General features: G+C 41.9%; 17 protein-coding genes, 1 tRNA gene and 1 pseudogene. 8 read left to right on the forward strand and 11 right to left on the reverse strand.

Annotated features, from left to right (window positions below; genetic code table 11):
* Window positions 1-12: 12 nt before the first annotated feature.
* From LG003_RS09530 to LG003_RS09540, 3 genes are all read right to left on the reverse strand, one after another.
* A complete protein-coding gene (locus LG003_RS09530; protein ID WP_262980603.1) occupies window positions 13-897 on the reverse strand; it encodes a hypothetical protein in 885 nt (294 codons plus the stop codon).
* Window positions 898-2,646: 1,749 nt separating this feature from the next.
* A complete protein-coding gene (locus tag LG003_RS09535; RefSeq protein ID WP_262980604.1) occupies window positions 2,647-3,084 on the reverse strand; it encodes a hypothetical protein in 438 nt (145 codons plus the stop codon).
* A 1,005-nt stretch (window positions 3,085-4,089) separates the two neighbouring features.
* The gene (locus tag LG003_RS09540) at window positions 4,090-4,362 is read right to left on the reverse strand and encodes a helix-turn-helix domain-containing protein (protein WP_036846162.1); all 273 of its coding nucleotides are present in this window, start codon (window positions 4,360-4,362) and stop codon (window positions 4,090-4,092) included.
* Between LG003_RS09540 and LG003_RS09545 the strand changes: the two genes are divergently transcribed.
* Together LG003_RS09545 and ligB are read left to right on the forward strand one after the other, a co-directional pair.
* Complete coding sequence (locus LG003_RS09545) at window positions 4,356-4,580, forward strand: hypothetical protein (RefSeq protein ID WP_036846160.1); 225 nt, start codon at window positions 4,356-4,358, stop codon at window positions 4,578-4,580. The two genes, LG003_RS09540 and LG003_RS09545, sit on opposite strands and share 7 nt — an antisense overlap.
* Window positions 4,581-4,826: 246 nt before the next feature.
* Entirely contained in the window at window positions 4,827-6,569 is a 1,743-nt protein-coding gene (gene ligB / locus LG003_RS09550; RefSeq protein ID WP_262980605.1) for an NAD-dependent DNA ligase LigB, read from the forward strand.
* Here the strand turns inward: ligB and LG003_RS09555 are convergent.
* Complete coding sequence (locus LG003_RS09555) at window positions 6,563-7,180, reverse strand: trimeric intracellular cation channel family protein (RefSeq protein WP_112878612.1); 618 nt, start codon at window positions 7,178-7,180, stop codon at window positions 6,563-6,565. The genes ligB and LG003_RS09555 overlap by 7 nt on opposite strands.
* Before the next feature lie 133 nt (window positions 7,181-7,313).
* Here LG003_RS09555 and LG003_RS09560 point away from each other — a divergent pair, with 133 nt between their 5' ends.
* Window positions 7,314-8,603: a DUF3748 domain-containing protein gene (locus LG003_RS09560; protein WP_262980606.1), complete on the forward strand. Its 1,290-nt coding sequence runs from the start codon at window positions 7,314-7,316 to the stop codon at window positions 8,601-8,603.
* A 62-nt stretch (window positions 8,604-8,665) separates the two neighbouring features.
* On the opposite strand, the gene LG003_RS09565 is transcribed toward LG003_RS09560, so the two are convergent.
* Complete coding sequence (locus tag LG003_RS09565; RefSeq protein WP_112878610.1) at window positions 8,666-8,986, reverse strand: YceK/YidQ family lipoprotein; 321 nt, start codon at window positions 8,984-8,986, stop codon at window positions 8,666-8,668.
* A 573-nt stretch (window positions 8,987-9,559) separates the two neighbouring features.
* Here LG003_RS09565 and LG003_RS09570 point away from each other — a divergent pair.
* On the forward strand, window positions 9,560-11,218 hold the full coding sequence (locus LG003_RS09570) for a putative transporter (protein WP_262980607.1): 1,659 nt from the start codon (window positions 9,560-9,562) through the stop codon (window positions 11,216-11,218).
* Window positions 11,219-11,554: 336 nt separating this feature from the next.
* On the opposite strand, the gene LG003_RS09575 is transcribed toward LG003_RS09570, so the two are convergent.
* Window positions 11,555-12,808 carry a valine--pyruvate transaminase gene (locus LG003_RS09575; protein WP_262980608.1) on the reverse strand — a complete coding sequence of 418 codons (1,254 nt, stop codon included), beginning with the start codon at window positions 12,806-12,808 and terminating at the stop codon, window positions 11,555-11,557.
* A gap of 205 nt (window positions 12,809-13,013) precedes the next feature.
* Window positions 13,014-13,571 carry a DNA-3-methyladenine glycosylase I gene (locus LG003_RS09580; protein ID WP_112878607.1) on the reverse strand — a complete coding sequence of 186 codons (558 nt, stop codon included), beginning with the start codon at window positions 13,569-13,571 and terminating at the stop codon, window positions 13,014-13,016.
* 195 nt (window positions 13,572-13,766) lie between these two features.
* On the opposite strand from LG003_RS09580, the gene glyQ reads away from it, so the two are divergent.
* The 3 genes from glyQ to LG003_RS09595 all read left to right on the forward strand — a co-directional run bounded on the left by glyQ (window position 13,767) and on the right by LG003_RS09595 (window position 17,155).
* Window positions 13,767-14,681, forward strand: a complete 915-nt coding sequence (gene glyQ, locus LG003_RS09585; RefSeq protein ID WP_112878606.1) for a glycine--tRNA ligase subunit alpha — start codon at window positions 13,767-13,769, stop codon at window positions 14,679-14,681.
* A gap of 9 nt (window positions 14,682-14,690) precedes the next feature.
* Window positions 14,691-16,760: a glycine--tRNA ligase subunit beta gene (gene glyS, locus LG003_RS09590; protein ID WP_262980609.1), complete on the forward strand. Its 2,070-nt coding sequence runs from the start codon at window positions 14,691-14,693 to the stop codon at window positions 16,758-16,760.
* 318 nt (window positions 16,761-17,078) lie between these two features.
* Window positions 17,079-17,155: transfer RNA gene (locus LG003_RS09595), tRNA-Pro, on the forward strand.
* A gap of 100 nt (window positions 17,156-17,255) precedes the next feature.
* Here LG003_RS09595 and LG003_RS09600 read toward each other — a convergent pair.
* The 4 genes from LG003_RS09600 to LG003_RS09615 form a co-directional block, all read right to left on the reverse strand.
* Complete coding sequence (locus tag LG003_RS09600) at window positions 17,256-18,332, reverse strand: methyltransferase domain-containing protein (RefSeq protein ID WP_262980610.1); 1,077 nt, start codon at window positions 18,330-18,332, stop codon at window positions 17,256-17,258.
* Between the two features lie 132 nt (window positions 18,333-18,464).
* The gene (locus tag LG003_RS09605) at window positions 18,465-18,845 is read right to left on the reverse strand and encodes a PadR family transcriptional regulator (RefSeq protein WP_205068649.1); all 381 of its coding nucleotides are present in this window, start codon (window positions 18,843-18,845) and stop codon (window positions 18,465-18,467) included.
* A gap of 317 nt (window positions 18,846-19,162) precedes the next feature.
* Window positions 19,163-20,386, reverse strand: coding sequence for a cytochrome P450, cyclodipeptide synthase-associated (locus LG003_RS09610; protein ID WP_112878603.1), 1,224 nt, complete (start codon window positions 20,384-20,386; stop codon window positions 19,163-19,165).
* An 85-nt stretch (window positions 20,387-20,471) separates the two neighbouring features.
* Window positions 20,472-21,248, reverse strand: a complete 777-nt coding sequence (locus tag LG003_RS09615) for a tRNA-dependent cyclodipeptide synthase (protein WP_262980611.1) — start codon at window positions 21,246-21,248, stop codon at window positions 20,472-20,474.
* Window positions 21,249-22,010: 762 nt separating this feature from the next.
* On the opposite strand from LG003_RS09615, the pseudogene LG003_RS09620 reads away from it, so the two are divergent.
* Window positions 22,011-22,244 (forward strand): annotated as a pseudogene (locus tag LG003_RS09620) (adenine phosphoribosyltransferase); the annotation flags it as partial.

Raw genomic sequence — 22,244 nt, forward strand, 5'->3', positions numbered from 1 at the left:
TATTAACGATTTTTATTTATTGCGGCTATCTGCCTTTCTCACCCCGGATATATTATCTGGGTTATCACAGGGATCTGGCTTCGCTAGGTTAGCACTGCCCGTACTAGTAGGTTTCTGGATGGCTGGGTCTTTAAACCTATTATTCGGATTGTTGTCTGGTGGTGTCCAGAAAGCAACATTATGAATCCAATTGCAGGTGTCTTGCATTTCAATTGACGGTACCCCGTTTTCCCACTTACTTTCCAATTCAAATTTCTCTTCGGGTTTACGCTCCCATGAAAATCTGGTCCCTTGGCAGCTTACTGTGTAAGTCAGGTCGTTCACGTTAGATTCCATAACATTTTTGTCTCCCTTGAACCAGTAGATGTTTGGATTGACAACGATAGCATCCGTATAGAGGGTCACTGTGGCTTCCCCTGGAGATCCATCTTTACGTTTGGCAACCATCTTACAGGTATACTTACCTGTAACTACATGTGGCACCTTGAAGAGTCTGTATTGTGCTCTAACCCAGAACATGCCGTCTTTTAGCATCATCTCTTTTCCTATCGGTTTTGGAAAATTATGATCTATTACTGGCGGAAAGACATTCAATAAGGTACTGGTACCCACTTCTGGGTAACGAATTGGCTTACCGTTGTTGTCTTTCCCATTTATCACCGGTTTCCCGAGAGCTCTGACTGCGTACTCTGGGTTCCAATTGGGTGTAGCAGCGGCAAATACCGAGGTGGAAAAGAGCGCTCCTACAGACACGCACATCATCCATACCGGCCACTGGCGGTAATGTGCCGTTATCCGACCAATATCCTGTTTCATTCTGTTGATGAATGTGTTACCCGCATTCATGGGATATTCAGATGGGGATAGTTCCCCAGTTGTTACGTGAGAAATTTTCATTTATTGCTGTAATCCCGTCCTGGCCAAATGACATCGGCCTTTCAGAGATTCCCCTTTTTCCGGTTATTATTTTCTGCATCGGGTACCCGTGCAGGTCGTTACTACACGTTATCTGTCTTAATGACAGGTTTTGTTCAATTAGCCTCTGGACTCCGGCTCTTATTCACCTCCTGTTTATCGGAGGAAACCCAAGTCAAATACCACTTTGCACTGACTGTCCGCATTACCTTATGTTGCTTTCCGAGCCTTTATACCCGTCATCTTTCAAGTTGCCTCTTTGTTGGCTGCACTCACTCACCCCGGTCACATAGTTATCTATGCTCCCGGGGATTCGCTCCCTTGCCGCCGCGATGCATCTTGAAATCCATAGGGTATAGGTATATTTGCCTACCATTTTCTGCTATTACTATCGCCGCTAGATTTATTAGCAATTGCTGGCTGATACACATGGGATAATTCAATATGACTATTGTTTATTGAGTTGAGGCCGGAATGGAAAACTATCTCGGCCAATGTAACCTTGGGTATTTGTATCCCAAAAACTCAGATGGTAGCGTGTAGAATAGCGATGTGCTGCTAAATCTACTGTTGTGTCAGTCTTTAGTATATTTTTAGTGGTTCATACTAAAAAATACTTAATAGGGCAATTAATCGTATTCACCGTATGCTTTAGTATCCTCGTCATTTCTGCCTCCCCAAGCGACTACACTACGGTCTGCTCGTAGGGCTGTGAAAGCAAAACTTGTTGAGTTTAGGCTGACAATATCCTTCATATTGCTCTCCTAATTAAGGTTATATTGGATTTACCTTTTACCCACAGGGGAACCTATGCCATAAAACCTATCCCTTGCAGGTTAAACTGAATTTCTACTGACATGAATAATATTAGACATTATTTAAGTAAAAATCTAATAGAAAAAAGTTATCGGCTGATAACCTTAGGTTAATGCTACACCTGATTGTTGGTAGTGGTTTTTAGATTATTTTCTACAGATAGATCACAAGAGTGGTAATAATGAGATTTAGGCAGAGGAATTTAGCGGGGATATACATCTTTATGACTATTATTACGTGAACGAGTAACTTAATTTGGTAATAACAGAGGGCAGGTAAGCTAATATTTCAAATTAATGAGACGCTGAAATCGGCCAATATAATGAAGGATCACCAGCTTGCCCGCGTTATCGGGGGATGCGGGCTGGAATAGCTTCCTCATGAAACTGGAATACAAAGCCGCAGCGGCGGGACTCGTCGTTTCTGCCCATGGAGGCCAGCTAAATCCGTCATAAAGACGGTGGCGGCCTGAGAAGTGAGAAGCCTCACCGTTTTTTACGGCGGGGAGCAGTCACTGATTGACAATCAGCATTATTTCCCAAGGTGATCACACCACCATTTTGCAATATATAGCAATTGAAATAAAAATATTGTAAGAGTGGCATGAATAAGTAAGTCGATAATATGGATAAGTGTGAATGAGGCAAGTCAGGAGGAATTAATTTCCGAATAGTGATATTTAAATGATTTATGTAAAAACTGACCGTTACGGAAACGGATTATCTATTTTAATATATTTCATATTAATAAGAAACAGGGTAAATGATAGCTCAGTATATTTATCCGTATTCATTGAGTGCTCAACCGGGGATGACTCCCCGGTTGTTCTGTTAAAGATTTTTATTTATTGCTGCTACCTGCCTTCTCATTCCGGATAGGTTATCTGGGTTATTACAGGGATCTGGCTTCTCCAGGTTAGCTATTAGGTCTCAGGATGGCTGGGTCTTTAAACTGACCATTTGGATTGTTGTATGGTGGCGTCCAGAAAGCAACATCATAAATCCAATCGTTAGTGTCTTGCATTTTAATTGACGGTACCGCGTTTTCCCACTTACTTTCCAACTCAAATTTCTCTTCGGGTTTACGCTCCCATGAAAATCCGGTCCCTCGGCAGCTTACTGTGTAAATCAGGTCGTTCACGCTAGATTCCATAACGTTTTTGTCTCCCTTGAACCTGTAGAATATATAATTTACAACGTTAGCATCCATCTTGAGGATTGCTGTGGCTTTCCCTGGACGTCCATCTTTACGTTTGGCAATCATCTGACAGATATACTTACCTGTGACCACATGTGGGACCTTGAAGATGCTGTTTTGTGCATTTATCCAGAACCTGCCTTGTTCCAGCGTCATATCGCCTCCTATCAGCTCTGGAAAATTATAATCTAGTACTGGCGGAAAGACATTGAATAAGGTACTGGTACGGAATTCTGGGTAACGAATTGGCTTACCCCTGTTGTCTTTCCCATTTATCACCGGATTCCCGAGAGCTTTGACTGCCCACACTGCGTTCCAAGGGGGTGTAGCAAGAGTATAATAATACTCTGATGGGGATAGCTCCCCGGTTGCCATATTAAAAATTTTCATTCTTTGTGATAACCCTGTCCCGGCCAGATTGTATTGGCCTTTTAAGGGCCCTCCTTTTTCAGATGATTATTCTCTGCATCGGGTCACCCGTGCAGGTTGTTATTACACGGTTTCGTTCATGTAAGAGTATTGCTGGAACTCATGTTTGAGGAGAAATCGTCTTGATTCATATTACTCTCCTAACTTACGGTTATATCGGATTTACCTTTACCTACAGGGAACCTATGCCATAAAATCTATCCCTTGCGGGTTAAGCTGAATTTCTATTGCTACGAAGACATAAATAAGATTAGCAATTATTTTTAAAAAAAGATAATAGGAAATAGTTATCGGCTGATAACTTCAGATTAATGCTAAATTAATTTTTTGGTAGTTGATTTCAGATTATTTTTTTATCTATAAGTGGTAAGGGTTGAAATTATGAGACTTGAGCTACAGAATTTAGGGAGGATGTACATCTTTATGACTATTACTATGTGAACGAATAACTTAATTTAGTAATAATTAATGGGAAGGCAGGAAATAAGGCGTTGTTAAGTTTTTGTCGTAATACCCGTTCTATGTGGTTTTTAATATTTATTTCCCAAGCTGCTTGGTTAAATTGTTGTTTTTTAATCTTTATTTGAAAGTCGATTTTGGTGATAACCGAGGGCGGGTAAGTTGGTATTTTAAATTAATACATGACAGGCTTAGTTATTATCTTTGTTTCAGCCATTGGTTAATGGTTTACAATAACAAAACAATACTTAATAGATTGATTAACTGTTTGGATTAAGTTGTTTTGAAGCTAAAACGCAGTTCACAATTACACGCTTTGGCGTAGTTCAATAGTGTTTTAAGTGTTGGGCTTCCATTTCCTTTTTCAAGCCTGGAGATATTCGCTTCTTTCGTTCCCATACGCTGTGCAACTTGATTTTGCGTTAAACCAGCAGCGTGCCGTATTCGTAATAGAGTATTAATTAGCTCGAATTTTGGCTCTAGCGCATCATACTCAGCTTTTACATCTGAGTTAGCTAATGCTTTGGATTTTAGATGAAATGTCACCGGCGCAAGAGCGCACTTTTATGGCTATCTTTGATGCTCAACTGGCAAATGACGATGGTTCAGAGGCGCGTGCTCACCTCAATGCGGGTGAACCAATTTATTATGCAGAGTTTGACACTCCAGCAGGAATGGTTATTAAGGAATACCCAGGTGGCCGTAGGGAACTGGTTAGTTTTATGAGTGGTACAGAGCAGGTAGTTGAGGTTCTGGAAGCATGATGCATCGGCCTCAGCTCTGCACAGAAATTAAAAAAATCGTAATTGATAAATAACAAGCAATCATAGAGGTTAACATTGTATTTCGAATTGCTGAGGGTTATCTGGTAGTTGAATAGAGATAATTCGTTATTTGGGGATTTTAGGCATTTATTCTTCGAACCGCTTCGCAAAGTTATTATCTCTGCCTTGGACACTATCTCTTTATCCTCTATTTTGCCGTTATGCATGGATAGCCAGGGAGCACGGATGCTTAATTTATTGATATTGATTCTGTTCATTGTTTTCAGTTCACCGATAGTTGCGGCTGAAATTTTTGTTTCGAATACAGAAAAGAATTGCCCCGAATGGTCGCAGGACAAATTACAACGTGAAACTAAAAGCTTGATGCAACAGATGGCGCACTGGGATCAGCTCTATCGTCAGAAAGGGATAAGCGAGATCGATGATGAGGTTTATGATCAATTAATGGCGGAGCTGACTCATTGGCAATTCTGTCTGAAACAAGCACCCCATTCAGATTTTCCTGTGGAAGTTTTTCCCGATAATAAGCTTGTTCATCCGGTTGCTCATACCGGATTAAGTAAACTGAAAGACAAGCAGGAAATTAACCGATGGTTGCACGGTAGATTACCTGTCTGGTTACAGCCAAAGATTGATGGTGTAGCGGTAACATTGGTTTATCAGAACGGGAAACTCGTTTCATTAATCAGCCGGGGCAATGGTGCCGAAGGGGTAAATTGGACAGCAAAAAGCCGACATATTCCCGATATTCCGCAGAATATAGAAAATGCTCCACCTGATTTGGTATTGCAAGGAGAACTCTTTCTGCATAAAGAGGGGCATAGACAGCAATTATTGGGGAGTGATGGCGCTCGTAATCGGGTTGCGGGTTTGATGATGCGTAAGGACCATTCGTCAGAATTAAAGCAAGTCGGTGTATTTATCTGGAGTTGGCCGGATGGCCCTGCGGAGATGGAAAGTAAATTGCGCAAACTGGCAGATATGGGGTTTCCATTGGCGCTTCGCTACAGTCATAAAATAGAGGAACCAGAGCAGGTGCAGAAACTGCGGATGCACTATTTTGAACAACCCATGCCTTTTGCTACAGACGGTATCGTGCTGAAACAGGAAATTGAACCTAAAGGAAACCAGTGGCGGTCTGGATCTAACAGTTGGGCTGTGGCATGGAAACACCCTTTACGCCATCAGGTCACACAAGTCAGGGAAGTTAATTTTACTATTGGCAGAACGGGCAAAATCTCAGTGGTGCTTGGGCTGGATAAGGTGAAACTGGATGATCGGCAGATAAGTAGAGTCAATATTGGTTCTGTTCGTCGTTGGCGACAGTTGGATGTATTACCGGGGGATCGGGTGACGCTTACATTGGCAGGTCATGGTATCCCGAAATTAGCTCAGGTGGTATGGCGGATCAAAGAGCGTCAGGATATTCAGCCACCGGATAAGCAGCGTTATCATGCGCTGAGTTGTTTGACGTTAACGGTGGGTTGTGAACAACAATTTAATGCACGACTGAAATGGCTGGGTGAAAATCTGCAAATGACAGGTGTCAGTAGCGGCAGTTGGGCAATGTTGACCGAACAGAAGTTAGTCACTGATTTAACCGGTTGGTTAGCACTTTCAGTTCAACAAATTGCTGCCTTACCGGGAATTGGAGATAAACGAGCACAGGCTATTTATTCACAATTCAGCAAGGCAAAAAATCAGCCTTTTTCCTATTGGATGAAAGGGATTGGAGTGCCTTATATGGATAAGTTGCCTGACGATGTTGTTCACTGGCTGCAACTGGAGCAGAAATTAGCCGGAACACAGTTAAAACAGCAACTTACTACCGGGCAATTTAAAAAGTTGTCTGATTTTGTCAATGACACGCAGATTAAAGCAATCGCGGAAAAACTGTCAGTGGCAAGGATAACAGGTTTTGACCGGGAAAACGGGGTGGTGGTTAACCCCGCTGATATGGCTCAGTGATCGGAGTGTTCGTAATTAAAGACCGGTAATCCAAGACGGTAGCGAATAGCAACCAATCTTGCTGTCAGACCGGCGATCAGGGTAATCAGAACAATGCCGTTTTGCGGTAACGGTGTGTGCTGTAAGCCAATATATAACCAGGCGGCGGTAAAGGAGACACCCGCATAGATCTCTTTCTGGAAAACCAACGGAATGGTGTTACACAACATATCGCGTAACACGCCACCGAAAACACCGGTGATAACTGCCGCAATGGAAGCAATGATTGGGCCATAGTTCATATCCAACGCAATCTGTGCGCCAATAATGGAGAAGACAATCAAGCCAATGGCATCAAGGATCAGAAACAGGCGGCGTAAATGTTTCATCATCGGCGCAACCCAAGTGGTGATTACGGCGGCACAGGCAACGGTGACGATATATTCAGGGTGCTTAACCCAACCGAGGGGATAATGCCCTAGTAGTATATCTCGAACGGAGCCACCGCCAATCGCCGTTACGGAAGCAATAATAATCACGCCGAACATATCCATTTTACGGCGGCCGGCGGCTAAAGCCCCGGTCATCGCTTCAGCTGTAATACCAATGATATAAAGAACACTTAGTAACATAGAAATGAAATGTACGTAGCATAAAAAAGTAAGAGTAATGTCGAAGTGGTAAAGTCTCGACTGAAATTTTTTAGTTCCATCCATTTCGGATTAATATTATTTATCCGAAAAAACCTGATGCAAGGATAATAAAATGGCCTTTCAGGAACGGCAAATCACGTTAGATAACCGTAGCCACCAGCTTACTAATATTAATGTCTGGACACCAGACAGTCAGTGGTTAGTTTATGATGTGCGTCCTCATGGTGCTTCTTTTACTGGTTTAACGATAGAAAAAATTCATGTACAGAGTGGAAAAACAGACATTATCTATCAGGCAAAGGAGGGCGCTCATGTTGGCGTAGTGACAGTCAGCCCAACAGAACCTGTCCGATATGCGTTTATTCATGGGCCAGAATTCCCAGATGAGCAATGGCACTATGACTTTCATCACCGTCGGGGCGTAATTGTCAGTGAGGATTCTCCGGGAAAAGCGGTTACGCTGGATGCAATGGATATTACTGCCCCTTATACTCCGGGAGCGCTGCGTGGAGGCAGTCACGTTCATGTATTCAGCCCAGATGGTAGCCGCCTGAGCTTTACTTATAACGACCATGTTATGCATGAGCTTGATCCAGTGCTGGATTTGCGCAATATCGCTGTTGCTGTGCCCCTGAAACCAGTTGAACCACCTAAACACCATCCCCGTGAATATGATGGTAGCTATTTCTCCGTTGTGGTTAGTACTGCTGCTTTTCAGCCGGAGCCGGGCAGTGATGATATTAACCGCGCCTATGAAGAATGTTGGGTAGGTCAAGCAGGATATCGTAAAGCGGATGGTAATTGGCAGCGTTGGGCGTTGGCATTTATTGGCGATACCATTTCTGCAACAGGGGAAAAAGTACCGGAAGTTTATATCGTTGATCTACCTGAACAGGATGCTGATTATGCGGTAGCAGGGGGAAAACTGCTGGAAGGTACGGAAACAACGTTACCCGCGCCGCCTGCCAGTGTAATGCAGCGTCGTTTGACATTGACCAGCCACAAACGTTGGCCGGGAGTTGTGAATAACCCGCGTCACTGGTTGCGTGCTTCACCGAATGGTGAACAGATTGGTTTTCTGATGAAAGATGATAATGGTATTGTGCAATTGTGGACAATATCGCCAAATGGTGGAGAGCCTCGTCAAATAACGCAGAGTTACTGTGGTATTCAATCTGCTTTTAGTTGGGAAGCTAGTGGTCAGTTTGTTGCTTTTATTTGTGATAACAGCGTGATGCTATGCAATGTACAAAATGGTCAGATGCAACGTTTGACGAAGCGTACAGAAAAAGCGCCTGCTGCGGAAGCGGTGGTGATTTCACCGGATAGTCATCATATTGCATTTATGCGTGAAGTCGATGGCTATATGCAAATTTTCCTGGTGGAAACCGGATTGAAATAAATATATTTGCCGTCAGCTCACTCTCCGCTGGTGGCAATAAATAAACCGGAACGGATTATCAATTAATTGGTTTTGGTTTGACGTTGTGCTTTTTCTATTTTTTCAATTCGCTCTTTTGGTGAACTTGTTGATTGATCTTCGTCAGATTTTATATAGTCATAAGGTAATAAGAGAGTATCTAATAGCGCAGAAAAAGGCAGATCAATCGCGAGTAATGGTTTCATTACCCAACCCGTATCTTTGTCTTTTAACATTTCAATGTTAGCTTTAGCTCCGGGATAATAACCGCGGCTAGGCCCTGAATGTGTCATGATGCTGGTACACCCGCTGATTAACAACCATCCTAATGTGACGCAAAATAGAATTAATTTATTACTCTTCATCGGTTCTATCGATCTCGTATGGCTAAGCCGCTGAAATAGTTTGCTCTTGCATAAGTTTGTTGGGTGATTTTTATTTTCCCAAATCTCTTAATGAAGAGCTTTGACATCAATCACTATAATCACGTCATGCAACATTGACCATAGCACTGATATCAAAAAGTCGTGAATTTTTTATGTAACAGGATTTTTTTCTGTTTTTTAATTAATAAAAAATAATGTAAGTCATCATAATGATTTGAATAGCTTATACCCGTTATCTTTCAAGTTGCCTCTTTGTTGGCTGCACTCACCCCGGTCACATCGTTCGCTATGCTCCCGGGGATTCGCTCCTTTGCCGTCGCGATGCATCTTGAAATCCATAGGGTATATAACTTAAATAATTTTAAGGCTAAAACGATTTGGCTTTTGTCTGTTAATAATAACGTTCTAATGAGTGTTGTGCTCCTTTGGGGGGTGATAAATCCTTATAATTTGTGTGATTAACCACATAACGGCTATTTAATTTCTGACAGAATCAGAGAGTAAACAGAACTAATCTCCCGGTTTTTTAACTTTTGGTAAAGGAAACGGGTTATGAGTGATATTGCTCTTACAGTGAGTATGTTGGCATTAGCTGCTGCATTTGGATTGTGGATTGGAAACTGGAAAATATATGAAGTTGGATTAGGTATTGGTGGTGTGCTGTTTGGTGGTATTATCGTCGGTCATTTTGCTCAAACTTATGAACTGACATTGAGCAGCGATATGCTGCATTTTATTCAGGAATTCGGTTTGATTCTGTTTGTTTACACCATTGGTATCCAAGTAGGGCCGGGTTTTTTCTCTTCATTACGACGATCGGGACTGAAACTGAATGGCCTGGCGGTATTCATTGTGATTATCGGTGGGTTGGTAACGGCGATTATTCATAAACTGTTTCATGTTCCTTTGCCAATTATTCTGGGTATTTTCTCTGGTGCGGTGACGAATACTCCCTCTCTCGGCGCCGGTCAACAAATTCTGACGGATCTTGGTTCAGATTCTGCCCTTGTCAGCCAAATGGGCATGGGATACGCAATGGCGTACCCAATGGGGATTTGCGGTATTTTACTGGTGATGTGGTTGGTACGGCTATTTTTCAAAGTGAATATTGAACGTGAAGTTAAAGAATTTGATAGCCAAAATGGTTGTAGTCGCGAAATTTTGCAAACCATGAATATTGCAGTTCGTAACCCAAACTTGAATGGGTTATGTATGCAGGATATTCCCCTACTTAACCGTGATAATGTGGTTTGTTCTCGCTTGAAACGTGACGATTTGCTTATGGTGCCTTCATCCACCACAGTGATTCAGAGTGGGGATCTCCTATATTTGGTGGGTCATCGGGAAGATTTGGATAAAGTTAGATTGGTGTTGGGTGAGGAAGTGGATATTTCTCTGTCTACATCAAGTAATACGTTGCAATCTGCCAAAGTGGTTGTGACTAATGACGCAGTGTTGAGTAAACGGATACGTGAACTGAATCTTAAGCAAAAATATGATGTGGTTGTTACCCGATTAAACCGTGCGGGGGTTGAATTGGTTGCCAGTAATAATGCTAGCTTACAGTTTGGTGATATTTTAAATATTGTTGGTCGCCCTGAATCTATTGAAGCGGTAGCTTCTCTGTTAGGCAATGCAAAACATAAACTCCAGCAAGTACAGATGTTGCCTGTATTTATCGGGATTGGTCTTGGGGTATTACTGGGATCAATTCCGTTGTTTATTCCGGGTTTCCCCGTTGCTTTGCGCCTTGGACTAGCAGGTGGACCATTGGTGATCGCTTTGATTTTGGGGCGAATAGGGACCATTGGTAAGCTATATTGGTTCATGCCTCCCAGTGCTAATCTTGCATTGCGTGAATTGGGTATTGTGATGTTTCTTGCTGTTGTTGGGCTGAAATCTGGTGGTGATTTTATTAACACTCTTATATATGGGGATGGTCTGATTTGGGTAGGTTATGGCGTTTTAATTACGATTATTCCGTTACTCACAGTCGGTATTCTGGCCCGTATAGTCGCTAAAATGAATTATCTTAGCTTATGTGGGGTACTTGCCGGGTCAATGACTGATCCCCCCGCGTTGGCTTTTGCTAATGCTATTCACAGTACTAATGGGGCTGCGGCGCTTTCTTATGCGACGGTTTATCCGCTGGCAATGTTTTTGAGGATTATGTCGCCACAATTATTGGCGGTGCTTTTTTGGGCTTTATAGTAAAAGACATAAATAATTTGGAAACTGAATAAGCAGTTTGGCATATCGGCTGAAAATCTCATTAATGCGTAATGTACTCTTGCATTAGCCATCAGTAAACGCACAAAAACACGCCTATTCGAGGCATTGGATTTAGAAATTTCTGATTGAATAGAGGCTGCTTAAGGAGAGTGGGCAAACAAGGAGTGTTTCTTTCTCTTCTTTATGCACAAAGCATTCTACAAATTCTGAAAATAATTATGTAAAGTCCTCGTTATCATTTTGCTCCTGCATTTCCGAGCAGGAGCTTTTTTACTATATTGATTTAATTACATTATTGATTTGATTACATTGATTTCAGGCTGCTTGCTGATGTGCCTGCTCAATTTCTTCTGCCAGAATCGCAATCCCTTTTGCAATACTTTCCGGATCAGGAACATAATTCATACGCATGCATTCATGAGCATGCGGCCAGTCTTGTTCCAGTCCGGGGAAGAAATAGTGACCTGGAACCATTAACACACCACGTTTTTTCAGTCTTTGATAAAGTGTTTCTGTGGTTATCGGCAGATTTTTAAACCACAGCCACAAAAAAATGGCGCCTTCTGGTTTATGGATAAGGCAAAGTTCTACCGGCAGATAACGACGGATAATCTGAATCACGTCCTGAACCCGTTGTTGATAGAACGGGCGGATAATGTCCTGTGACAAACGAAGCAGGTCATTGCGACGGATCATTTCCAATGCCATTGCGGGGCCGACACCGCCCGGCGCAAGGCTGATGATACCATTCATATTACTGACGGCATTGATGATTTTATCGTTAGCGATAATGATTCCGCAGCGTGAACCGGGCAGCCCTAATTTGGATAGACTCATGCACAGAATAGTATTAGGGTTCCACAATGGTGTAGCTTCGCTAAAAATAATACCTGGGAATGGCACGCCATAAGCATTATCAATGAGTAATGGAATCTGGTGTTGTTGAGCCAGATAATCCAGCCGTTGCAATTCTTCGTCAGTGATGACGTTACCCGTTGGGTTGGTTGGGCGAGAAACACAGATCAGGCTAATATCTTCGGTAATATTGAGATGGTCAAAATCAACACGGTATTTGAATTGGCCTTCTGGCAATAATTCAATATTGGGTTTATTGGCAACAAATAAGCCTTCATCCAGCCCTGAGTCAGAATAACCAATATATTCCGGTGCCAGTGGAAATAGTACCTTACGGGTAGAGCCATCTTCACTGCGCCCGGCCAGCAGGTTAAACAGATAGAAAAATGCGCTCTGGCTGCCATTGGTCAGGGCAATATTTTGTGTACCAATTTCCCAGCCAAGTTTTTCGCGTAGCATCTCTGCCAATGCTCGAATTAGCGTATCTTTACCCTGAGGGCCATCATAGTTGCATAGTGTTTCCGTGAGTTGGCCGCTTGCGACCATTTCAGTCAGTAATTGCTGAAAATAGTCATCCATTTCCGGGATATGTGCAGGATTACCACCGCCCAGCATAATTGCACCAGGTGTCCGCAACCCTTGATTAAGGTCATTCATCAGGCGGGTTATACCTGCGTCTTGTGTAAACTTGTTACCGAATTGAGAAAAAATCATAGCCGTGTTCGTTGTCGGTGTGTTATTTAAATTAGAAGAAATAACACCATACCCTTCGCATTATCGAGGTGCAATCTGGAAAATTATGACTATTAATTATTTAATATGGCATTTAATTTAACATTTAAAATAAAGAGCTAAATGTTTGGTTAATATCCAGTTTTATTATTGGTGTTAATCTTGGGGCTATTGTAATTCACTGAATTTATTTTCTACATAAACAGTCAGTTATATGGTCATTGACCAAGCCTGTTGCCTGCATAAATGCATAGCAAGTGGTACTGCCGATAAATTTGAACCCCCTTTTTTTCAGTGCTTGTGATAACTCATCTGAAAGATCTGTTTTTACCGGCACCTCTGTGATGGTTTTCCACTGATTAATAATCGGTTTGTTATCAACAAAACGCCAGATAAAGATGCTGAATTCTTCACCCTGTTGTTGCATTTTAAGATATGCCCGCGCATTGTTGATAATAGCGTTAATTTTGGCGCGATTGCGGACAATAGCAGGATCAAGCATCAGCCGTGCCACATCATTTTCATCCATGACGGCAATTTTTACCGGATCAAACTGATGAAAACATTGGCGATAGCCCTCACGTTTTTTCAGGATAGTCAGCCATGATAGCCCGGATTGCTGGCCTTCCAGACAAATCATTTCAAACAGCTTTTGGCTATTTTCTTGTGGTTTTCCCCATTCATTGTCATGGTAAGCCAGATATTCAGGATCAGAGGTCACCCAATTACAGCGTGTTAGTTCCATGATGATTATTCCCGATGTTGATGGTTAATAATTGACTGTACTTTAACTGTATATATATACAAGCAAAATAGCCAGATTAAGATTTTTTTATTTCAGGGCGGAATTGAGAGCGAATTCAGGGCTGTATATCTTAAGGTCAAAGGGTATACTGACCGACTTCCTTTCAAATTCATATGTATCGCGTGCGGATCCAACATGCAAAAGTTTGATACCAAGACCTTTCAGGGGCTGATCCTGACCTTACAGGATTATTGGGCGCGCCAGGGCTGCACCATTGTCCAACCACTGGACATGGAAGTCGGCGCGGGCACTTCTCATCCAATCACTTGCCTGCGTGCACTTGGCCCGGAGCCAATTGCGGCGGCTTATGTGCAACCTTCCCGTCGTCCGACAGATGGCCGTTATGGTGAAAACCCGAATCGCTTACAACATTACTATCAGTTTCAGGTCATTATTAAGCCGTCACCAGACAATATTCAGGAATTATATCTGGGTTCGCTGAAAGAATTGGGGTTGGACCCGACAGTTCACGATATCCGTTTTGTTGAAGATAACTGGGAAAACCCAACGTTAGGTGCTTGGGGATTGGGCTGGGAAGTGTGGCTTAACGGGATGGAAGTGACTCAGTTTACTTACTTCCAACAGGTAGGCGGCCTTGAGTGTAAGCCAGTAACCGGCGAGATTACTTACGGTCTTGAGCGTCTGGCGATGTATATCCAGGGCGTGGACAGTGTTTACGACCTAGTTTGGTCCGATGGTCCGTTGGGTAAAACCACTTATGGTGATATTTATCATCAGAATGAAGTAGAACAATCTACTTATAACTTTGAGTATGCGGATGTTGATTTCCTGTTTAGCTGCTTCGAGCAATATGAAAAAGAAGCTCAGGAGCTGCTGGCGCTGGAAACGCCGCTACCATTGCCAGCTTATGAACGTATTCTCAAAGCGGGTCATACATTCAACTTATTGGATGCCCGTAAAGCTATCTCGGTGACTGAACGTCAGCGCTATATCCTGCGTATCCGCACCCTGACCAAAGCTGTTGCTGAAGCTTATTATGCCTCCCGCGAGGCACTGGGCTTCCCTATGTGTAAAAAGAATCAGAACTAAGAGGCTGTCATGACTCAACAGACTTTCCTGGTGGAAATCGGCACAGAAGAGTTGCCGCCGAAGGCTCTTCGTTCACTGGCTGAAGCATTTGCTGCTAATTTTGCGGTGGAGTTGGATAACGCGAATTTAGCGTATGGTGAAGTGAGCTGGTTTGCAACGCCGCGTCGTCTGGCACTGAAAATCGCCAATCTGGATGAAGCGCAGGCTGACCGTGAAGTAGAAAAACGTGGCCCGGCGATTGCTCAGGCATTTGATGCGGAGGGTAAACCGACAAAAGCGGCTGAAGGTTGGGCTCGTGGCTGTGGTATTACGGTTTCTCAGGCTGAACGTTTGGTGACAGATAAAGGCGAATGGTTACTGTATCGCGCGCTGGTAAAAGGCCGCCGTGCAACAGAGCTATTGTCGGGTATGGTCAATCACGCGCTGAGTAAGTTGCCGATACCTAAATTAATGCGTTGGAGCGATAAAGAGACTCAGTTTGTTCGCCCGGTGCATACCGTTACCATGTTGTTTGGTGATGAACTGATTGAAGGTGACATTCTGGGTATCAAATCCGCGCGTGTCATTCGTGGTCATCGTTTTATGGGTGAGCCTGAATTCACGATTGACAATGCGGAACAGTATCCGGCAATTTTGCAGCAACGCGGTAAAGTGATCGCGGATTATGAAACCCGTAAGGCGCTCATTAAACAGGATGTGGAACAAGCGGCGGTTAAACTGGGTGGCATTGCGGATATCAGTGACAGCTTGTTGGAAGAAGTCGCTTCATTGGTTGAATGGCCGGTTGTGCTGACGGCGAAATTTGAAGAGAAATTCCTCGAAGTACCAGCCGAAGCATTGGTTTACACCATGAAAGGTGACCAGAAATACTTCCCGGTTTACGACAATGCGGGCAAGTTGATGGCGAACTTTATCTTTGTTGCCAACATTGAATCTTCTGATCCACAACAAATCATTTCTGGTAACGAAAAAGTGGTTCGTCCTCGTCTGGCTGATGCGGAATTCTTTTTTAAGACGGATCGTAAACAGCGTTTGGAAGACAACTTGCCACGTTTGGAAACCGTTCTGTTCCAGAAACAGCTTGGTACTTTGCGCGATAAGACGGATCGTATTCAGGCTTTGGCTGGTTGGGTTGCAGAGAAGATTGGGGCTGATGTTAATTACGCCACCCGTGCGGGTCTGTTGTCCAAATGTGACCTGATGACCAATATGGTGTTCGAGTTCACTGATACTCAGGGTGTGATGGGAATGCATTACGCTCGTCATGACGGTGAAGCGGAAGATATCGCTCTGGCGCTGAATGAGCAGTATCAGCCGCGTTTTGCCGGTGATGAGCTGCCTTCTACGGGTGTTTCCTGTGCATTAGCCCTTGCAGACAAAATGGATACTCTGGCGGGTATTTTTGGCATTGGTCAGCATCCGAAAGGCGATAAAGATCCGTTTGCACTGCGTCGTGCTGCGCTGGGGGCTTTGCGTATTATCGTTGAGAAAAAACTGCCGTTGGATTTGCAGACACTGACAGAAGAAGCGGTTCGTTTGTACGGCGATAAGCTGACGAATGCCAAAGTCACTGATGACGTGGTTGAGTTTATGCTTGGCCGTTTCCGTGCATGGTATCAGGAGCAGGGTTACAGCATTGATACCATTCAGGCTGTATTGGCGCGTCGTCCAACGCAACCCGCTGATTTCGATGCCCGTGTTAAAGCGGTCACTCATTTCCGTACATTGGATGAAGCCGCAGCGTTGGCCGCGGCGAATAAGCGCGTTTCTAACATTCTGGCTAAGTCTGAAGAGACATTGAACGAGAAAGTAGATGTTTCTGCGTTGAAAGCGCCAGAAGAGGTGAAACTGGCAACGCATCTGATAGTTTTACAGGGTAAGCTGACGCCTTTGTTTGCCGAAGGGCGCTATCAGGAAGCACTGATTGAATTGGCTTCTCTGCGTGAAGTTGTCGATGCTTTCTTCGACAATGTAATGGTAATGGATGAAGACCAGCAGGTGCGTGTGAATCGCTTAACTTTGTTAAGTGAATTGCGGGACCTGTTCCTGAGAGTTGCGGATATTTCGTTACTGCAATAATGACCTGAAATAGTCAATTCCGGCTGTTGTGAAATGCGATAGCCGGAACTTAATACCTCTAATAAATTGACTGCCGAAACTTTGGCTAAGAGTGATCGTGGTGAAGACATTCATCAAGCAAAGGATGCTGACGATTTATTCGATCAGCTTGGTATCTGATGCGTCAGCCAAGATATTCAAGTCAATTTAAGCGTGATGTGAAATCTGTGAGAAAGTGCGACATAACTGAGGTTCAGTTGTTTTTATCAGCGACTAACCTATGATTATCAAAAAGGTATTGACGGCCTGTAGCGAGCGCAGTAAGATTCGCCTCGTTTTCGGCGAGTAGCGCAGCTTGGTAGCGCAACTGGTTTGGGACCAGTGGGTCGGAGGTTCGAATCCTCTCTCGCCGACCAATTTAGAGTTTGGGGCTGTCAAATAAGCCGCAGACTTAAAGAAATAGAGAAGCCTTACAGTCCTTGCTGCAAGGCTTTTTGCTATTTGGAAGCATTTACTCTAACAACCACAGCCACTTGGTGCATAAATTTGCATAACTTTGCCATCAGCATCAAAATGCTGCGGCCTTCCACCGTTGAAAAGACCATAATGTTTCTTCCCGTCACCCATTAAATCAAAAAGTGTATGGTAACGGCTTTTGGTGATCATATCGGCGGTATTGCGGCATACAGGGACTGCTCTGCCTGTCTCAAAAATATGTTCTCGATCAAGCACAAACTGATCCGGTGCATCTGGTAAATTGCCTTTGTAAATGGCAACTTGACCATAATCCTCACAACGGTCTTCTAAATCTAATTTGAACAGCCTCAGCGTCATTGAATACAGTTTTGCACCGCCTAGTTTTTCCTCAATCTCCTTATTGTTTATGGATTTCAAACTGCTATTAATGACACGAACATCATTAAAACCGGCTGTTCTTGCTAGCCGTATGAAATCTTCAAAGTACAATGCGTCACCGATACACTCACAAACAATTTGTTGGTCATTTTTCAGTGATTGGTCCAGTCTTCTATCTAAAAAAATGTCAGAAAAATAGATTTCACCACCCGATTTGAGTAAACGGGCCATACCAGCCAACACACTTGCTTTAGATACAGATAGATTGATGACACAGTTTGAAACGATAACGTCTATACTTTCAGGTGGTAAATTAAGTTGTTCTAGTGACTCGATATAGCCTTGCTGAAAATGCACATTGGTGGATGAATAGTCAAAGATTTGACGATGGTAATCCACAAAACGCTGGGAAAATTCGATTTGTTCTGCTGTTGCGTCAATACCAATAACTTTACCCTCGGTACCTACAAGGTGAGACAGAATAAAACAATCACGCCCACTCCCACATCCCAAGTCTAATACTGTCGTTCCTTCTAGCAAGGGAGGAAAAGGCGTACCACAACCATAAAAACGCTTCTGTACATCAGGATGAATAAGCTTAAGAATTTCTTTGATTCTGTCTGAAGTGGTGTTGTCCACAGTGCATACATTTATAGCAAGATCCTCTCTACTAGACAGGGTTTTGCCATAATAGTGTTGTATGTCTTCGATTCGCTGTTTAATCGATTGTTCGTTCATATTTATTTCCTCCAAATTAAATCATTAATAGGCTGATATTACGTTTCGGTAATTTGGCGCCAGATTTACAATAGATTCCTCATATTTCTGATCAATGCATAGATGTACAATGTATTAAGTCAAAAAAAATCGTCATGGCTGACGATTGATATGTGCGGCGACTTCCATCCAAGCTTCTACAGCGACAGTAAAAGCTGTCCGCCCTTTATCTGTTAATGTGTATACTTTACGTCCACGACCTGCAACGGTTTCATTGTGTACCGTTACATACTCCCCCTGCTCAAATTCACGCAGCACCGGATAAATTGTACCTTCGGTAGGTGAACAACACCCTTGGGTAGAACGTTCAACCTCACGGGCAATTTCGTAACCGTGCATAGGCCGTTGTTGTAGAACACTGAGAATGAAAAATTTGGATAAGCTCATCTTAATGATGCCATTCCAATACATTCTATCAGTGTAGTCCACTGTCGTTCGTCCAACAGTGTTAAGTGTTTTCTTTGGCTTGTTCATAACGGCATCGTATACCTTGATCATCAAGGTGTCAATGTATCAGGTAGCCCGTTTAATTTACTTTATTATTGACTTCATGAGTCACCTCTTTTCGATAATAAAATGTAGGTATCTCCTGATTGTTTCAAGGGATACTCACTTCCGGCATCCCTTAACAGTATTCCAGATGGATCTTCGGAGCGATTTCACACAAGCCTGATGTTTTTCCAGAAGTTCCACATATTCACTATTATGCCGCTGATAGGCGTCGTTACACCACAATATGAACTTTATGTTCCTATTCCATCGCTTCCATAGTGATTTTCAGATAAGGGCGACTATTCCTTGACAGCAGACGATGCTATTGGATCAAAACTCAAAGGGAGTTTAGAAGGTCCTCGTGTATACACTCCTGTTTCTTGATAATGATCATTACTAGCAAAACGTAAATTGTGCAGGCGATCCAAAATAATATTGGATGAAACTTCCAACTGATTGAGTGAAAATGCAGCCGCAGCACAGGCATGAGTACCTGCACCAAAAGCTAAATGCCTTTTTCGATTTGCTTTCTGTTGAGAAGTTGTATTTTTTCTTCGATATAGATCAAATTCATTTGGTTTGTGAAAAACCGATGGATCGCGATTAGCTGCGCCAATCATACAAAATATTACAGCGCCTTTAGGTATATCGATACCAGAAATAGTGACGTCTTCACCCGTTTCTCTTGGAATTAGCTGTACCGGTGATGTCAGACGTAAAGTTTCTTCAAATGCATCTCGAACCAGACTGCGATCTTTGAGCACTGTATCAAGCATACTTGGATTAGATATTAAGTGATTAAGCATCATTGCTAATATCTTGTCAGCAGGTTCTATAGCAGCTAATAGAATGTTTAAACACAGTGCTGTAATTTCACTCATGGACATCGCTGTATCTTGACAAAATATAGATATAATGTCCTCACTGGGATTACACCGTCTCTGATCTATTATAGGCTTTAGTAAGCGAATTAATTTCTGACTACATTCAAGACTGTGCATTTTTTCTGGTTCTGTTTGGTCAAACTGGGTAATAAAACTAGCGATACCCTTGTGCCATTCAGCTATATCACGATAGTTATCACTTGGCAGTCCGAGAATACCTAATGTTACTAATACGGCATAATCGCGGCCAAAGTCATTAACAATATCTATATTTCCTTTTTCCATATAAGGTTGTAAGAGATCTTCAGTAATCTTTCGAATCATGGGTTCGTAGTAGCGATTAAAATAATCTCTTGAAAGTCCTTGCATTATGAGTTTGCGTTTACACGCATGCTCTTCACCTTCCATTTGAGCAAGAACGCGATCCCCCATAACCGGTTCGGCAAGTGCAGTTAATGGCTTAGTATTGAAAATTGAGGATTTTAAAATAGCGTCAACATCCTCATATTTGCCAATAAAATAGCTGTTTTGGGATTGTTCAAAATAAACTAAATCTTGCTTATGCAAAATGTCGTAAAAATCATAAGGATTTTTTATGAACTTGGGATCGTGAATACTAAAAGAACTTAATTTAGCCATTATTTTGCTTCCTTTCTAAAGATATTTGGTACTAAGAGCTTATTAACTTTAAATACAATTACTATTTCATCAGATTATTTGTATTTTATGGTTGAGTGACGATTCCGTAACTTTGTCTATCTCCTACTTGTATAGGATAACTACAGTTAAACAACCCTTTTCCGATTGGCCAAGGACGGTGATAAAGTAACGTAGAATACTTTACCCCAAGTAATCGAGGGGTATCGAGGTAAAAGGGAATTTCAGCGAAAATATATGGTAACGCTTTATATACTAATTTTAGGTCAATTGGACCAAAGTATTGTCCGGTACCTTTTAGTCTCCCTTTTATGGCTTGAAAGGCCATATTAAGGCAGATTTTTTTAAAAGATTCTGATTCATTAAACGCGTTTTCAACTTGTGTTTTAAGAGATTGGTAGTCATGGTTTAGTGCAAAGTCACAAAATTGAATAACTCTGATTTGCTTACTTTTTAACATTGCTGTGGAAATAGCATAATCAAGGTTACATAAATGACGTCTAATTTCGCGCTGTGTTTTCTTGATAGCCTTAGCATTCTCAGCTCCACCAGCGACTAAAAGGCGTGAAGCTTCACGTTCACAAGGTAACAATATGTCAACTTGTCGGAAATAATGACTTGACCACTGAATAAGGTCCACTACATAGTCCTTTGAAAAACGGGAGTTAAAGGGGCTTATCCCTATTAGCGCGTGATCACCTTTTTGAATAATTTTGTCACAACGAGAGGTTTCACCTTGGAGAGTAAATGATGGTGAATTCTCGTGCAGCAATGTTGAATGGACTGGTAATATTTGATTGTTCGTTTTTTTTAAGTATTTTTTTTCAGTAGATAACATTTCCATTGACTTTCCATTTTTTAATGTAATCGCACATAATCTTGGTATAAATTGTTTAATTTTTATATAGATTTATTACATCTCCATTAAAATATTTATACATAAATTTGATATAATTTAATCTCGTAAAAATGTCAAAGATTATCGAAAATCAGAGTTAGATAAACTACATTTCGAGCCGATAAACGAATTGATGCTAAATGAGTCTTGACCAATTCTGGCTACTGTTGAAAAAGTGAGAAGAAAATCGGATATAAAAATGCATCGTCATCCTTGGAGATTTCTAATAAGAAGGCTGTTCAGATAACAACACCTAATACTGTATTTTTAACTTTACGTCAATATGCTTCGCCATATTAGTCACGTGGCGAATTTATTTGAGTATATTAACAAATATTCTGTTTATATGGCTAGAATAATGTCAGGAGCCTGTAACTATTTTTCGTCCGTAAACTTATAGGCTTTGGTAGATAAATTAAATACTTAAAAAACAAATAATTAAAAAAAGGTGGATTCGACTAATAATATCATAGTAAAAAATAACATTTAATTACTATCAATGACATTTAATTCATCCATCTGAGAAATATATCTCATTCATTGAATGACTTGTTTGAAAAAAGATAAGAATGGTGTATGAATATTATCTTCTATAAACATTGAATGGAATATAACTGTGAAATTAAGTGATATAGGTAACACGCTTTTACTCGAAATTAATAAGTTTAGAATAAACGGTAGTCGAGTATTTTCGAAGTGTGAATGTCACTGGCAACAGCTATCTCTCTCTTTACAGGAATACTATTAGCAATGGCTGGATGGTATCCCTATTGTTTGAATGAGATGAATAATACTGTTGTACAGATCAGTTCTGAACATTTTGAAGGAAAAATGGATCTCAATGGCATTAAGTTGGGTGATTGCGTCTCTATTATTGATAATACGTTAAGTACAGGAAGTGCGGAGATTAAAGATAAATTTGCAATAATAAAATCAGTTCAA

Source organism: Photorhabdus kleinii (assembly GCF_025384885.1).
Classification (GTDB): domain Bacteria; phylum Pseudomonadota; class Gammaproteobacteria; order Enterobacterales; family Enterobacteriaceae; genus Photorhabdus; species Photorhabdus kayaii.

Bases quoted from the DNA above. Each gene is read 5' to 3' on its own strand.
- ligB (WP_262980605.1), top strand. From the start codon at position 4,827: ATGCTTAATTTATTGATATTGATTCTGTTCATTGTTTTCAGTTCACCG.
- LG003_RS09575 (WP_262980608.1), bottom strand. From the start codon at position 12,808: ATGATTTTTTCTCAATTCGGTAACAAGTTTACACAAGACGCAGGTATA.
- LG003_RS09560 (WP_262980606.1), top strand. From the start codon at position 7,314: ATGGCCTTTCAGGAACGGCAAATCACGTTAGATAACCGTAGCCACCAG.
- LG003_RS09535 (WP_262980604.1), bottom strand. From the start codon at position 3,084: ATGACGCTGGAACAAGGCAGGTTCTGGATAAATGCACAAAACAGCATC.
- LG003_RS09605 (WP_205068649.1), bottom strand. From the start codon at position 18,845: ATGAACAAGCCAAAGAAAACACTTAACACTGTTGGACGAACGACAGTG.
- glyS (WP_262980609.1), top strand. From the start codon at position 14,691: ATGACTCAACAGACTTTCCTGGTGGAAATCGGCACAGAAGAGTTGCCG.
- glyQ (WP_112878606.1), top strand. From the start codon at position 13,767: ATGCAAAAGTTTGATACCAAGACCTTTCAGGGGCTGATCCTGACCTTA.
- LG003_RS09610 (WP_112878603.1), bottom strand. From the start codon at position 20,386: ATGGCTAAATTAAGTTCTTTTAGTATTCACGATCCCAAGTTCATAAAA.
- LG003_RS09570 (WP_262980607.1), top strand. From the start codon at position 9,560: ATGAGTGATATTGCTCTTACAGTGAGTATGTTGGCATTAGCTGCTGCA.
- LG003_RS09565 (WP_112878610.1), bottom strand. From the start codon at position 8,986: ATGAAGAGTAATAAATTAATTCTATTTTGCGTCACATTAGGATGGTTG.
- LG003_RS09545 (WP_036846160.1), top strand. From the start codon at position 4,356: ATGTCACCGGCGCAAGAGCGCACTTTTATGGCTATCTTTGATGCTCAA.
- LG003_RS09555 (WP_112878612.1), bottom strand. From the start codon at position 7,180: ATGTTACTAAGTGTTCTTTATATCATTGGTATTACAGCTGAAGCGATG.
- LG003_RS09600 (WP_262980610.1), bottom strand. From the start codon at position 18,332: ATGAACGAACAATCGATTAAACAGCGAATCGAAGACATACAACACTAT.
- LG003_RS09615 (WP_262980611.1), bottom strand. From the start codon at position 21,248: ATGGAAATGTTATCTACTGAAAAAAAATACTTAAAAAAAACGAACAAT.
- LG003_RS09530 (WP_262980603.1), bottom strand. From the start codon at position 897: ATGAAAATTTCTCACGTAACAACTGGGGAACTATCCCCATCTGAATAT.
- LG003_RS09580 (WP_112878607.1), bottom strand. From the start codon at position 13,571: ATGGAACTAACACGCTGTAATTGGGTGACCTCTGATCCTGAATATCTG.